At 70.4% G+C, this 14,357-nt stretch carries 11 protein-coding genes; 4 read left to right on the top strand and 7 right to left on the bottom strand.

Translation table 11 applies throughout. From position 1 onward, the window contains the following. Position 1: 1 nt before the first annotated feature. Together AC5Y5E_RS28870 and AC5Y5E_RS28865 are read right to left on the bottom strand one after the other, a co-directional pair. On the bottom strand, positions 2–1,723 hold the full coding sequence (locus AC5Y5E_RS28870; protein WP_499907164.1) for an N-acyl-D-amino-acid deacylase family protein: 1,722 nt from the start codon (positions 1,721–1,723) through the stop codon (positions 2–4). A 9-nt stretch (positions 1,724–1,732) separates the two neighbouring features. Continuing rightward, a complete protein-coding gene (locus tag AC5Y5E_RS28865; RefSeq protein ID WP_499907162.1) occupies positions 1,733–2,923 on the bottom strand; it encodes an amidohydrolase family protein in 1,191 nt (396 codons plus the stop codon). Positions 2,924–3,100: 177 nt separating this feature from the next. Here AC5Y5E_RS28865 and AC5Y5E_RS28860 point away from each other — a divergent pair, with 177 nt between their 5' ends. After that, positions 3,101–3,349, top strand: coding sequence for a hypothetical protein (locus tag AC5Y5E_RS28860; RefSeq protein WP_499907160.1), 249 nt, complete (start codon positions 3,101–3,103; stop codon positions 3,347–3,349). Between the two features lie 9 nt (positions 3,350–3,358). On the opposite strand, the gene AC5Y5E_RS28855 is transcribed toward AC5Y5E_RS28860, so the two are convergent. Next, positions 3,359–4,597: a cytochrome P450 gene (locus tag AC5Y5E_RS28855; protein WP_499907158.1), complete on the bottom strand. Its 1,239-nt coding sequence runs from the start codon at positions 4,595–4,597 to the stop codon at positions 3,359–3,361. 173 nt (positions 4,598–4,770) lie between these two features. On the opposite strand from AC5Y5E_RS28855, the gene AC5Y5E_RS28850 reads away from it, so the two are divergent. Then, complete coding sequence (locus AC5Y5E_RS28850) at positions 4,771–4,971, top strand: hypothetical protein (protein WP_499881164.1); 201 nt, start codon at positions 4,771–4,773, stop codon at positions 4,969–4,971. A gap of 4 nt (positions 4,972–4,975) precedes the next feature. Here AC5Y5E_RS28850 and AC5Y5E_RS28845 read toward each other — a convergent pair whose 3' ends face one another. After that, positions 4,976–6,508 carry a molybdopterin-dependent oxidoreductase gene (locus AC5Y5E_RS28845; RefSeq protein ID WP_499907156.1) on the bottom strand — a complete coding sequence of 511 codons (1,533 nt, stop codon included), beginning with the start codon at positions 6,506–6,508 and terminating at the stop codon, positions 4,976–4,978. A gap of 288 nt (positions 6,509–6,796) precedes the next feature. Between AC5Y5E_RS28845 and AC5Y5E_RS28840 the strand changes: the two genes are divergently transcribed. After that, on the top strand, positions 6,797–10,240 hold the full coding sequence (locus tag AC5Y5E_RS28840) for a WD40 repeat domain-containing protein (protein WP_499907154.1): 3,444 nt from the start codon (positions 6,797–6,799) through the stop codon (positions 10,238–10,240). Here the strand turns inward: AC5Y5E_RS28840 and AC5Y5E_RS28835 are convergent. Further along, positions 10,237–11,736, bottom strand: coding sequence for an aldehyde dehydrogenase family protein (locus tag AC5Y5E_RS28835; RefSeq protein ID WP_499907152.1), 1,500 nt, complete (start codon positions 11,734–11,736; stop codon positions 10,237–10,239). The two genes, AC5Y5E_RS28840 and AC5Y5E_RS28835, sit on opposite strands and share 4 nt — an antisense overlap. A gap of 75 nt (positions 11,737–11,811) precedes the next feature. On the opposite strand from AC5Y5E_RS28835, the gene AC5Y5E_RS28830 reads away from it, so the two are divergent. Further along, entirely contained in the window at positions 11,812–12,894 is a 1,083-nt protein-coding gene (locus tag AC5Y5E_RS28830; RefSeq protein ID WP_499907150.1) for a Zn-dependent alcohol dehydrogenase, read from the top strand. Between the two features lie 3 nt (positions 12,895–12,897). Here the strand turns inward: AC5Y5E_RS28830 and AC5Y5E_RS28825 are convergent, their stop codons facing one another. Next, positions 12,898–13,092, bottom strand: coding sequence for a ferredoxin (locus AC5Y5E_RS28825; RefSeq protein ID WP_499907148.1), 195 nt, complete (start codon positions 13,090–13,092; stop codon positions 12,898–12,900). After that, a complete protein-coding gene (locus tag AC5Y5E_RS28820) occupies positions 13,089–14,258 on the bottom strand; it encodes a cytochrome P450 (RefSeq protein WP_499907146.1) in 1,170 nt (389 codons plus the stop codon). The genes AC5Y5E_RS28825 and AC5Y5E_RS28820 overlap by 4 nt, the downstream gene beginning before the upstream one ends. Between the last annotated feature and the right edge of the window lie 99 nt (positions 14,259–14,357).

Here is a 14,357-nt window from a genome sequence, read left to right as displayed (position 1 = left end):
GTCACGAGGCTTTGACGGTCTCGGTGTCGCGCCCGGATCGCAGCACGGTGCCGGGCAGGGCGCCGGTGGCGGCGCCGTCGCGACACACCTCGACGCCACCGACCAGCACCGAGGTGATCCCGTACGCGTCGGCGACCAGTCGCGGCGCGCCGGCGGGCAAGTCGTAGCGAGTGCGCTCGGGCCCGTGGTCGACGGTGGCCGGGTCGAACAGCACCAGGTCGGCGTGCCAGCCGGGCTCGATGCGGCCGCGTTCGGTCAGCCCGTAGAACCGGGCCGGCACGTCGGTGATCAGTCGGACGGCCTCCTCGAGCGTGACGACCTGATGCTCGCGCACGCCGCGGCCCAGCAGCGCCGTCGTATAGATGGCGCCGCACATCATGTCGAGGTGGGCGCCCGCGTCCGAGCCGCCGATCACCGCGCCCGGGTGCTGCCACACCTCGGCGCGCGCCCGCCAGTCCGCCGCGTCGTCCCCGGTGAGCGGCGGGGACAGGCCGGTGCGCAGCTCGTCGGCTATCACGATGTCCAGCAGCGTGTCGAAGGGCTCGCCGCCCCGGGCGGCGGTGATCTCGCCGACGCTGCGGCCGGTCGCGTCGGCGTTCTCGGGTGCGAACGTCTCGACGATGACGAGCCGGTCCCACTGCGCAAGGCCGCGCAGCATGCCGGCCTCCTTCGAGGCGGCACCCTCGGCGAGGCGGCGGCGCACCTGCGGATCGGCCAGCGCGACAAGGCGTTCGGGCACCGGCAGGTGCATCGTGTCGCGCCAGCCGGGGAGCCCGTCGAGCACGAAGCCGGACAGGAACGACAACCTGATCTTCATGGCCTGCGGCAGGGTCAGCGCCACCACCCGGCCGCCGCGTCGGGCCGCGGCGTCGAAGGCGCGTAACTGCTTTTCGTGCCCGGCCGGGTTGGCCGCGGAGACGCCGAGCAGGTTCCAGTTCAGCGGGCGGTCCGCGGCCACCGACATGTCGGTGAGCAGCGCGATGTCGTCGTCGGTGAAGCCCGACAGGCAGCCGGGGATGATGGCTTCGAGCGTGGTGCCGGGGTGGTCGCGGAGCGCGGCTGCCAGGGTCACCAGTTCCTCTCGAGACGCGCTGCGCGACGGCACCGGCTGCCCGGCGCCGTCGTTGTGGGTGGGCGACTGCGAGGTCGACAACCCCAGCGCGCCGGCGGCCAGCGCGTCGCGCAGCACCGCGACCATCTTTTCGATGTGTTCCGGTGTCGCCTCGCCGCCGACGCCGTCGGCGCCCATCGCGGCCAGCCGCAGCGCCGAATGACCCACCAGGAAGCCGGCATTGACCGCGGTGCGCCCGTCCAGGCGGCCCAGCCAGTCGCCGAACGATGCCCAGCCCCAGTCCAGACCGGCGCGCAGCGCGTCCAGCGGCATCCCCTCCACCCGCGCCAGCATCCGGGTGAGGTAGTCGTGCTGGTCGGGCGTGGCGGGTGCCAGCGTGAAGCCGCAGTTGCCGCCGAAGACGGTGGTCACGCCGTGCTGCACCGACGGGCTGGCGGTCGGGTCCCAAAACAGCTGCGCGTCGTAGTGGGTGTGCAGGTCCACGAATCCTGGCGCCAGTGTCTGTCCTTGGGCGTCAACGATTTTGGCGGCCAGGTCGTCGACTTCACCGACGGCGACGATGCGCCCGTCGCTGACGCCGACGTCGCCGTGTCGGCTGCGTGCCCCGGTGCCGTCGACGATCTCGGCGTCGCGGATGAGCAGGTCGAGCATGAGGGCCTCCTACGCCGTGGCTAGCCACCCCTCGTCGGGCAGCGGGTGGCGGAACAGCTGCGCCGCGTTGCGGTGGGTGATCCGGGCCGCGTCCTGCGCCGACAGGCCGGCGACGTTGCGCGCTACCACCTGCTGGGTGTCGGGCCAGGTCGAATCGGCGTGCGGATAGTCGCTTTCGACGAGGATGCGGTCGGCGCCGATCGCGTCGAGCGCGCCGAACGCGTGCGGGTCGTCGATCGAGCAGAACCAGAAGTTGCGCCGCAGCACCTCGCTGGGCAGCAGGTCGCTCTTCCACGCGCCGCCCTCGTGGCCCGAAGCGGAGTGCGCCAGAACGTAATCGGCGCGGTCGCCGAGCATGGCCGCCCAGCCGAGACCGCCCTCGGCCAGCGTGATGTTCAGCCCCGGGAACCGCACCGGGATGCCCGACCACAGCATGTCCGCGCACGCGACCAGACCGTTCACCGGGAACAGGGTGGTGATGGTCTCAAAGGGCGTGTCGGGGGCGGGGATTGGCGCCCACTGCGCCGATCCGGTGTGCAGGCACACCACGGTGCCGGTCTCCTCGCAGGCGGCGAAGAACGGATCCCACGCGCCGCTGTGCAGGCTCGGGATCCCGCACTGGGCCGGCAACTCGGGAAAGCTCACCGCCTTGAAGCCGCGCGCGGCGTTGCGGCGCACCTCCTCGGGCGCGAGCTGCGGGTCGGCCAGCCACGGCAACTGCAGCGGGATGATCCGGTCGGGATAGGCGCCGGCCCACGCCTCGAGGTGCCAGTCGTTCCAGGCGCGCAGGGTGGCCAGGCCCAGCTCCAGGTCGTCGCTCTTCCAGAAGACCGTGCCGGCGAACCCGGCGATCAACGACGGGAAATTCAGGGACGCCCAGATGCCGGCCAGGTCCATGTCGGCGATCCGGGCGTCGACATCCCAACAGCCGGGCCGCATTTCGTCGAACCGGGCGGCCTCCATGCTCCATTCCTCGCGGGGCCGCCCGACCACCGCGTTGAGGCCGATGTTGGGATACTCGCGGCCCTCGTAGCGCCACACCTGGCGGCCGTCGTCGGTCTCGACGACCTTGGGGGCTCGCTCGGACAGCGCCGCGGGGAGCCGGCCGATGAACAGATCGGGCGGCTCGATGACGTGGTCGTCCACCGAGATCACGACGTGTTGTCGCTGCCGGGGATCAGGGTCTGGCAGCAGCGCCATACCTGATGACTATCGTCGGTTTTCCGGCGCTGTCAATGCTATCTATGCAATCAATATGAAGTTGGCGGGCGCGCGTGCGGTGGCGGCGTTTACGTGTGAACCCAGGGCGCCACCCGTGCACTCGCGACGCCCTGAGTGCACACTCAAAGCCACCACCAGCGGAAGGAATCCGGGCAGATGGCCAAGACACGTGCCGAAGCGGCGCAGTACCTCAGGGATGCCGGAGGCTTGAAGCTTGTCGTTTTCGGGGCCGACGGGCGCGAGGTCGCGGCGATGTTCGTGCAGGGGTCGGTGACCTACGACCAGGAGGCCGCGCGCTTCATTGCCGTTGCCGAGGACGGCCACGCGGTTGGGGAGCTGTTCGTCGACGAAGCGGTCGGTTACGACGAGAGCACCGACGCCTTCGTCATCCGAACCGCGCGGTAGCCACCGACTTCAATGCCCCGGATCGAATTCGATCGGCAGCGCCAAGGGTCCGCTCAGCCCGGTGAGGGGCTTCCACGGAGCCGGGCCGGTGCGGCGCGGGTTGGGCATGCGCCGCGCCATGATCGCCAGGGCCTCGGCCAGCTCCAGTCTGGCCAGGTTGGCGCCCAGGCAGTAGTGCATGCCGGCGCCGAACGTCTGCATCGGCGGGGCGCCTTCGCGGGTGATGTCGAGGCGGTCGGGCTCGGCGTAGACGGCGGGGTCGCGGTTCGCGGCGGCGGTGTTGGCGATGACCAGCGTGCCGGCCGGGATTCGCACCCCGGCGATTTCGACGTCCTCGAGGGCGACGCGCAGGGTGGCGGCCGCGATCGGGGAATGGCGCATCGTCTCTTCGACCGCTTTGGCCGCGAGTTCGGGATGCCGGGCCAGCAGCTCCCACTGGTCGGGGTGTTCGCACAGGGCGTGCACGGACGCCGCCAGCTGGTTGCGGGTGGTGTCGGTGCCGGCGATCAGGAGGCCGGCCGCCAGCATCCGTAGCTCGTCGGCGCTGAGGTGATCGCCGTCGTCCTCGGCGCGGATCAGCTCCGAGATCAGGTCGTCGGTCAGCGTGTGGCGCCGCTGGGCGACCATCGCGTCGGTGTAGGCGTCGAGTTCGTCCCACGCGGCCAGGATGGTCCGCTGGTGAGCGGCGACGTCCCAGCTGAACGCCTTGAAGACGTCGTCGGTCCAGTCCGAGAAGAGCTGCCAGTCCTCGGCCGGCGCACCCAGGAGCGCGCAGATGATCGGGATCGGGTACTGGCGGGCGATCTCGGTGACCACCTCGCAGCGCCCGGTCGCGGTGTGGCGGTCCACCAGTTCGGTGATCACGTCGACGATCGTCGCGCGCAGTCGCTCGGTGGCTCGCGGTGTGAAGGCCTTGGACACCAGTCGTCGCAGCCGATGGTGCTCGGCCCCGTCGAGGCTGATCAAGTTGGTTGCGACGCGCTGCCATAACGGGCCGCTGGTGATGCCCTGGGAGGCCAGGAACATGCCCTGCGGCAGGCGGAATCGGGGGTCGCGCAGCACCGTTCGAACCAGGTCGTAGGTCAGCAGCTCCGGCCCGTGCGGGCCGAGCGCGATCGGCGCCTGGCGCCGGGCTCGATGCAGGATTTCGTGCGCCTCGTCCGGGCTCTGGCAATGCTCGTAATCGATCGTCGGCAGGCCGGCGTCGAAGACGCTCGGGTAGGTCGGCGCATCAACGGCGATGGTCATGGTGGTCCCCGGAGGTCGTCGGTGAAGTGCTTTCACCAGGAAGTCTTGGTGGCGGGGGACCGCGTCACACGCGTAGTCGACTACCCCAGTTTTCGTTGACGGAGAGTGTGTACTCGGGGCTTTGAATGTGAGTCCGGGGCTCCCTGGGTGCACTCGGCGCGTAGCCTCGCCGTATGCGAAGGACTTTCGTCGTCACGCTCGCGTTCGGGGTGATCGTCGCGCTGTTCGGTCTGATCTGGGCGCTCCAGGGGTTCGGTGTGCTTCTCGGTAGCCCGATGAGCAACACGACAACCTGGTCGATCATCGGTCCCATCACCGTGCTGATCGGCATCGCGATCGCGGCGTTCAGCTGGCGGAAACTCTCGTCGAAATAACGATTCACCGCTCCGACACGGTGAAGTCCACCGTGTGCCAGCCGGTGGCCCCGTCGGGGACGCTACCGACCTCATCCGGCGTTTGGATGGCTCCGGTGTTGTCGGTGGCGCGCACGGTGATGCTATGTCTTCCAGGCTTTTTCGCCTGCCAAGGGAAGCTCCACAGCCGCCACGTGTCGTTGGAATAGCTCGCGCCCTGCTCGGCGGGCTGCCACCCGCCGTCGTCGATGCGAACCTCTACGGCCCGCACGCCGCGGTTCTGTGCCCACGCGACCCCGCCGAACACCACGGGCCCCATCGGAACCTGCTGACCACCTTTCGGCACGTCGATCCGCGACTCGGTCTTGACGGGTGCGCGCGGCGCCCAGCCCTGCCGCGTCCAGTACGCCTTCGCCCTGTCGAAGCGGGTCAGCTCCAAATCGACGACCCACTTGGTCGCCGACACGTACCCGTAGAGCCCGGGCACCACCAGCCGGGCCGGGTAGCCGTGCTCGATCGGCAGCGGCTGACCGTTGAGGCCGACCGCCAGGAGCGCGGCGCGGCCGTCGGTGAGCGCCTGCACGGGCGTGCCGGCGGTGAACCCGTCGATCGACGTCGAGAGCACCATGTCGGCGTCGGCGTGCACGCCGGCCGCCGCCAGCAGCTCCGCCACCCGGTAGCCCGTCCAGACGCCCGTCGAAATTAGGGTTCCGCCAACGGGATTCGATACGCAAGTCAGCGTCGTCACCGTTTCGACGACGTCGAAGCGGGCCAGGTCGTCGAAGCGGTAGGTGGTTTCGCGGTCCACCATGCCGTGGATGCGCAGCCGCCAGTCGCCGTGGCTGAGCTGGGGAACGGTCAGCGCGGTGTCCACGCGGTAAAAGTCGGCACTGGGGGTGATAAAGCTCGGCAGCGCAACGCCGTTCGGTTGCACATCGGCGGGTATGGGGGGCGCGGGCGTGCGCGGGCGGGGAAGCGCGAAGCCGGTGCGGTCGGCGGCCACCGAATGCACCAACCGCGTGACGACCGCGCCCGCCACGCCGCTCACGACTCCGAATCCGAGCAGTCCTAGCATGACCAACCTGCGCCTGCCCGCGTCCGGACCGGCGTCCGGATCACCGGGACCCGACCAGATCCGGCGGGTGAGCAAACGAAGGGTCACCACGCCGCACGCGGCGCCGGCGAGCGTCGGGATCGTGTCGAGCGCCGTCGCACCCTGCCGTGACAGGACCGCGAGGCAGCCGAGGACGCCCGCCGCGGCGATCGTGGCGCTCCCGACGGGGCGTCGCGGGGTCTCGAGGGTGCCGGCGATGGCGGCGATCATGGCGATCGCCACCAGGACGACGACGGCCACAAACGGCTTGTCCAGGGAGCCGAGCGTCTGAATGCCCCACTCTTTGACGGGTCCCGGTGTGACGTCGACGGCCACCGAGCCGATCGCGGCACGCGCATCGGCCCGCGCGCCGAACGGGATGCCCACCAGCTGGGCCACCCCGAGCGAGACGGCCGCGGCGGCGACGCCGGCGATCATCCGCTCGTTCGACGGGGCGACGGCCATCGCGCCACTCTACTCGCGTTCGCCGCCCCCATCGGGGGCCGCAAACACCTTGCCGTGCAGGAAAACCGGTGAACCGGCCGCACGGCTAGTCTGGAAACGGCCGAGATACCCGCTTCGGCTTGCAGATATGAAAAAAGTGATTTAGCCTCCGACACCCTGTATATCCGCTTATCTTGGGCTTTGTAGGCCCGGGGGACGCATGGGAGCGTAAGACTTGACCGCGACCCGCCGAACGATCCGTTCGTCGATTCCGGTTGTCTTCAAGCGCTTGGGGTTTGGTGACGCGCCGTGACGCGGGTGACGGCAGCCGAACAGGTCGACAGCGAAAACCCATGGCCGGGCCTCGAGTCGTTCGACGAATACGCGCGCTCGTTCTTCCACGGACGCGGCCACGAATCGACAACACTGCTGAGTTGCGTTCTGGACGCCCCGCTCACCCTCTTGTACGGGCGCTCCGGCCTCGGCAAAACGTCGCTGCTGCGCGCGGGCCTGTTCCCGCTGCTGCGCGACCACCACTTTCTGCCGGTCTACGTGCGCTTCGACCTCGCGCCGGGCGCCCCGCCTCTGACTCGCCAATTGCGGCAAACCGTCCGCGACTCGATCCGCGAGAACGTGCCCGATCCGGTGCTGCCTTCAGAGGATGAATCTCTTTCGGATTATCTGCATCGCGACGACTTCGAGCTCCGAAGCGAGCGGGGCGAGCTACTTACGCCGGTGATCGTTCTCGACCAGTTCGAGGAACTCTTTGCGCCCGCTCAGCGGGTTGACGGTCTCGTTCGGGAATTCAGGACTGAGCTCGGTGAGCTTGCCGGGCGGAAAGGCAGTTACAAGCTGCTGATCAGCCTGCGTGAGGAGGTCCTATCCGACCTCGAATCGTGGCGCGAGCTCATCCTCTCACTCGGGCAGTCGCGGATGCGTCTGCTAGGGATGGGGACGAGCGAGGCGGTCGATGCGGTCCACAAACCGGCGGAAGAGATGATGCCCCGTTCGCTGGCGCGCCGGGTGGTGGCGATCGTCGCGGGCGAGCACCTGCACCGCGCCCGGCCTAGCTTCGATGCTTCGGGAGCGCTGGAGGTGGAACCCGCGCTGCTCAGCATGTTCTGCCGCGAACTCAACGAGGAGCGGAAGCGGCGCGGGCAGAGCCACTTCGACGAGCTGCTGGTCGAGGACGCCAAGCGGGACATCCTGTCGAACTATTACCTGTCGTGTGTGCGCGATCTTCCCCCGCGCGTCACGCACTTCATCGAGTCCGAGCTCATCACCGAGAAGGGATTCCGCGACAGCTATGTTCGCGAGGAAGCGGTGCCTTCGCGACTCACCGACGACGAGCTGACCCGGCTGATCGGGTCGCGCCTGCTGCGCATCGAGGACTACCACGGCGCGCAGCGCATCGAGCTCGCGCACGATGTGCTCACCGAGCCGGTACGCGAACACCGGAACCGGCGGCGCGCGGGAAAGGTGAACGGCGCCTTGGCATCCCGCGCGGACCGCCCGCACGACGGGCTGGAAGCCGACCAGCGGCGTACGGTCGCCCTGCGGAAACGATCACGGATCCTCATTGCCGCGTTGGCGGTCACCGCCGTCGTCGCCCTCGTCGCCGTGATGCTCAGCGTGCAGGCCATGCAAGCCCGGCACGAGGCGCAGATCCAGCTGCACCAGAAGTTGCTCACCCAGCGCCAGATTCTGATCGCCGAGGCGCAGGACATGCTGGCCGGCACCCAGCCCGGCGGCGACGCGCGGGCGTTCCAGCAAATCCTCGCCGCGCGCGCTCTGCTCACCCCCGCCGACGACGGCCCGCTCTACACCGCGGTGGCCCAACGAGCCAGCACCCTCAAAATCATCACCGGCCACACCGGCGCGGTAAACGGTGTCGCGTTCAGCTCCGACGGGCGCCGGCTCGCCAGCGTGGGCCTCGACAAGACGGTGCGGGTGTGGAGCGCCGAGACCGGCCAAGAGGTCGGCGCGCCGCTGACCGGTCATCAGGACAACGTGATCGGCGTGGCGTTCAGCCCCGACGGGCGCCGGGTGGCTTCCGCGAGCATGGACAAGACGGCCCGGATCTGGGACGCCGAAACGGGCCAGCAGGTCGGCGCCCCCCTTCGGGGCCACACCGGTTCCGTGCTGGGCGTGGCGTTCAGCCCGGACGGGAATTGGCTGGCCACCGCGAGCAGCGATCGGACCGTCCAGCTGTGGGATGTCCGGACGGGTTACTCGCCGGGTCCCCGCCTCGTCGGTCACACGGGCTCGGTGGTCGGTGTGGCGTTCAGCCCCGACGGGCGGCGGCTGGCGACGGCGAGCGACGACCAGACCGTGCGCCTGTGGGACGCCCGGACCGGCCGACCGGCCGGCGCCCCGCTGGTCGGCCACATCGGCCCGGTGCTCAGCGTCGCGTTTCGCCCCGACGGGCACCGGCTGGTTTCCGGAAGCATGGATACGACGGTCCGGATATGGGACGCCGACACAGGTCAGGCGGTGGGCCCGCCACTCACCGGTCACACGGGGCCGGTGCAGAGCGTGGCCTTCGACCCCGACGGACACCGGTTGGCCAGCGCGAGCGCAGACCAGACCGTACGGCTGTGGGACGCCGACACCGGCCGCGACCGGGGCCCATTGCTCGTCGGCCACACGGGCATCGTGAACGGCGTGGCGTTCAGCCCCGACGGGCGCCGGCTGGCCAGCGCCAGCAGCGATGCCACCCTCCGGCTGTGGGACACCGGCCTACCGTTCGGCGCACCGCTGGTTGGCCACACCGGCAAAGTGAACAGCGTGGCGTTCAGCCCCGACGGGCACCGCCTCGCCTCGGCCAGTGACGACCAGACGGTGCGGCTGTGGGATGCCGGCACCGGCCAACCGGTCGGCGCGCCCCTGGTCGGGCATGCCGGCAACGTGAACAGTGTGGCCTTCAGTCCGGACGGGCGCCGGCTGGCGTCGGCCAGTGACGACCAGACGGTGCGGCTGTGGGACGCGGGGACCGGGCAACCGGTCGGCGCGCCCCTGGTCGGGCACACCGGCCCCGTGCTCGGCGTGGCGTTCAGCCCCGACGGCCGCCAGTTCGCTTCGGCCGGCGCCGACCGGACGGTGCGGCTGTGGGACATCGCCACCGGCAAGTCGATCGCCCTGACCGGCCACACCGGCAAAGTCGATGGTGTGGCATTCAGCCCTGACGGTCGCCGGTTGGCCTCGGCCAGTTTCGACCAGACGGTGCGGCTATGGGATGCCGGCACCGGGCAATCGGTCGGCGTCCTCGACGGTCATGCCGGCCCGGTGTACAGCGTGGCGTTCAGCCCGGACGGTCGCCGGTTGGCGACCGCGCGCGACGACCAGACGGTGCGGCTGTGGGACGCGGGAACCCAACAACCGGTCGGTGAGCCGCTCAAAGGAAACGGCGACACCGTGAACGCCGTGGCCTTCAGTCCCAACGGACGGCGGCTGGCCAGCGCGGAAAGCGAAGGCACGCTGCAGCTTTGGGACGCCACGACCGGCCAACCATTCGGCGCCTTCCAAGGCCACTCGGGTCCGGTGCTCAGCGTGGCGTTCGACCCCGACGGGCAACGGCTGGCCACCGGTGGTGCCGACGCCACGCTGCGGCTGTGGCCGGCGCATGCGTCACCGGAGATGCTGTGCGCCAAGCTCACCTCGAACATGAGCCGCCAGCAGTGGCGCGACTGGGTGTCGCCCGATATGGGCTACGTCAAGCTGTGCCCGGGATTGCCGATCGCGGGCAGCGGCTAACTCGGCACCGGATGCCGGACGAACGCCCGCGGCTGGGTGAACGCCCGGATCCCGTCGACGCCGAGTTCCCGGCCCAGGCCTGACTGGCCGCAGCCGCCGAACGGCAGGCGGGGGTCCTGGGCGGCGAGGCCGTGACAGTTGACGCTGACCGTGCCCGCGACGAGCCGGCCCGTGATCCGGTCGGCGAGCGCGTCGTCACCGGTCCAGACCGACGCGGTGAGCCCGAATTCCGTTGCGTTGGCGGCGGTTACGGCGTCGTCGATGTCTTCGTAGCCGAAGATCGGCAGCACCGGGCCGAACTGCTCCTCGGTGGCCAGCCGCGAATCGGGGGCGAGGCCGGTGACGACGGTCGGCAGCGCGAAGTAGCCGCCGGAGCCGGCGTCGGCCTCGCGGATTCGCCCCGCCGTCCGCACCGACGCGCCCTGAGCCTCGGCGTCGCCGACCAGCGCGGCGACCCGGTCGCGCCCGGCGGCGGTGTGCAGCGGTCCGAGCGTGGTCTCCTCGGCGAGGCCGTCGCCGATCACCTCGCGCTCGCAGCGCGCGAGCACCGCCTCGGCCAGTTCGCTCACCCCTTCGGCGGGCGCGTACAGCCGCTTGATCGCCATGCAGACCTGGCCGCCGGTGGTGTAGGTCGCCGTCACCAACCGCTCCACCAGCTCGCCGGTGACCTCGATGTCCGGCGCGATGATCGCGGCGTCGTTGCCGCCGAGCTCGAGCAGCACCGGGGTGAGGCGCGCCGCGGCGGCCGCCATGACGGCGCGCCCGGTGGCGACGCCGCCGGTCAGCGAGATCAGGTCGATGCCCGGATGGGTGACCAGCGCCTGGGCCAGCTCGCTGCCCGGCCCGGACAGGACGTTCACCACGCCCGGCGGCAGCGCCGCGGCCAGCGCCCCGGCGAGCTGCAGCGCCGCCAGCGGGCAGCTCGGCGGAACCTTGACGACGGCGGTGCTGCCCGCCGTCAGCGCCGACGCCAGCTTCGTCATCGTCAGCGCCAGTGGCCAGTTGAACGGCAGTACCAGCGCGGCCACGCCGAACGGCTCCCGGTGTAGCCGCGGGTAAACGGAGCCGGGGTCGACTTGCTCGGGCGCCAGCGCCGCCTCGGCCATCGAGCCGATCAGCGCGGCGAGGCCCGGGCCGGCGCTGATCTCGAAGTTGGCCTCGCTGAGCACCTTTCCGTGCTCGCGGGTGTAGCGCCGCGCGCCGTCGCGGGCGGCCAGCTGTTCGGCGGCCGTGGCCGCGGCGACCGAGATGGTGGCGACCCGCTCGGCGACCCCCAGCGCCCGCCACCCCGGCGCCGCCCGCCGTGCCGCCGCGACTGCGGCGTCGAGTTGGGCGCGGTCGGCGGCGGGCGCGTGGCCGACGATCTCGGCCGGCCGGGCCGGGTTGTGCACGGGATAGGTTCCGGCGGCGCCCTGCTGCGGCTCGCCGCCGATCGTCAGGACCGGCTCGTCACCGGCGGTTTGGCTTTCGCGTGTGATCGTCGTTGATCCCGTCATGACCCGTCTCCCTTGACCCGGTCCCGTTGTCCAGCCATCGTAAGTCGCTATGACGCCGATCACATTTTTGGTCCGATGAAAGCCGTCGTGCTGCGCGAGGTCGGCCGGCCCACGACGGTGGAGGAACTCGCGCTGCGGCCGCTGGGCGGCCACGAGGTCCGGGTGCGGCTGCACGCCAGCGGGGTGTGCCACAGCGACCTGTCGTTGCGCGACGGGGCGATACCGACGCTGCTGCCGTCGACGCTCGGACACGAGGGCGCCGGGATCGTCGCCGAGGTGGGCGCCGACGTCAGCACCGTCATCCCGGGTGACCACGTGGTGCTGACGTGGAACGTGCCCTGCCGCTCCTGCCCGCACTGCCTGCGCGGCGAGGCGCAACTGTGCGTGCACGGCTACGACCACGCCTACGGCGGCCCGTACGCCGAGGGCGCCGGCGCCCCGGTCTGGCCGGGAATGGGCGTCGGGTCGCTCGCCGAGGAGACGCTGCTGCCGGCCGCGGCGGTCGTGCCGGTCGACGAGTCGCTACCGCTGGACCTCGCGGCGCTGCTGGGCTGCGGCGTCACGACCGGTGTGGGCGCGGTGATGCGTACGGCGGCCGTGCGCCCGGGGGAGAGCGTGCTCGTGATCGGTTGCGGTGGTGTGGGTTTGGCCGCGATCCAGGGCGCGCGGCTGGCCGGCGCGGCGCCGATCATCGCGGCCGACCGGGCGGCCGGCCAGCTTCCCGCCGCGGTGGCCAACGGAGCGACCGACATCATCGACGCCGGCGAGGCCGACGTCGTCGCCGCGGTGCGTGACCTCACCGGGGGCCTCGGGGTCGACCACGGAATCGAGGTGGTGGGCAAGCCCGCCACGATGCGCCTGGCCTACGAGGCCACCCGCCGCGGCGGCAAGGTGACCCTGGTGGGCGCAGCCGGCATCGCCGAGGAGGTGACGTTTCCCGCGCTGTCGTTGATGGCCGACGGCAAGGCGATCCAGGGCAGCGTTTACGGCGCCAGCGACCCGGCGCGCGACATCCCGGTGCTGGCCGCGCTGGCCCAGCGCGGCAAGCTCGACCTCGAAGCGTTGGTCACGCGGCGCATCGGCATCGACGACGTCGAGGCGGCGTTCACCGACATGACCGCCGGGCGCGGCGCTCGCAGCGTGGTGTGCTTCGCGTAATCCTCAGGGCGACAGCGTGATTGCCTGCTCCGGGCAGTTCTGCTCACCGGTCTTGGCCTGCGCCTCGAGTTCGCCCGAGACGTCCTCGACGAGAACCACGCAGTGGCCCACGTCGTCGGCGTCGAAGACGTCGGGAGCCAGGGTGTAGCAGCGGCCGTGCCCGGTGCAGCGATCGGGGTCGACGGCAATGCGTGTCATGACGCCGGGAACACCAACGGCAGCGACTCCACCGACCGCAGCGCCGCGGTGTAGGTCAGCTGTGTGCCGGGCTTGACCTCGTATTCCGGGATGCGGCGGTGGAATTCGCGCAGCGCCACCCGCAGCTCCATGCGGGCGAGGTGGGATCCCAGGCAGCGGTGCGGGCCACCGCCGAACGCGCGGTGCCGGTTCGGGTTTCGGCTGAAGTCCACGACGTCCGGATCGGGGAATTCGGCGGGGTCGGTGTTGGCGGCGCCGAGCAGCGGGCTGACCCGTTCGCCCTTGTTGATCGGGCACCCGCCCACCTCGGTGTCCTGGATGGCGACGCGTGCCACGCCCGGCACGGGAGTCTCCCAGCGCAACAATTCCTCGATGGCGCTCGGCAATATGTCGGGCTGCTCGACGAGCTGGCGACGGTGCTCGGGGTGGCGGGCCAGGAATACGAAGAAGCAGTCCAGGGAGTCCGTCACGGTGTCGAGCCCGGCGATCAGGAACAGGATGCAGATGTCGAGCAGCTCCTCGCGCGTCAGCGGTTTGCCTTCCACCTCCGCCGCGATCATGGCGGACAGCACGTCGTCGCGCGGGCTGGCGATGTGGTCGTCGATGGCGCGGTCGAAGTACTCGTAGATCTGCTGCGCCGTGGGAGCACCGGACTCGTGGCGGCGGTCGAAGCCCGAGTCGCCCTCCGGCCGGATGATGCCGTCCTTCCACTGGAGGAACTGGTCGAGATCCTCCAGCGGCAGGCCGAGCAGCTGCAGGAAGACGGTGCAGGGGAGGGGAACGGCGAACTCTTCGTGGAAGTCGCACTCGCCCCGTCCGGCGAAGCGGTCGATCATCTCGTTGACCAGCTGGCTGACTTGGGGTTCGCGCCGGGCCATCTCCCGCGGGGTGAACAGCGGGTCGAGGACGCGGCGGTACTTCGCGTGGTTGGGCGGGTCGATTTGCAGCGGGATCATCGGCCGGACGTTGCCGAGGTCGACGGCGTCCATGTTCGACGAGAACAGCTCGGTGTGTTTGAGGGCCATCTCGATGTCGGCCAGGCGACTGAGAACCCACGCCGACGGCGACCGGAACACCGGGGTGGTTTCGCGCAACGCCTTGTACATCGGCTGCGGATCAGCCAGTCCCGCGAACGCCTGATCGACGTACCCTTCGGTTTCTGCCATGAGGTCAATGTGACACCAACATCGCTATTTAGGCAATGATTAGGTAATTGCGGGCACGGCCGAATGCCGCTGGTCAGCAGATTCCGCGGCGAGTACCGT

The sequence above is a fragment of the Mycobacterium sp. NGS54 genome (assembly GCF_059812465.1).
Note: the sequence above shows the minus strand (reverse complement) of the source record. Positions and strands in the feature narration are given on the sequence as shown.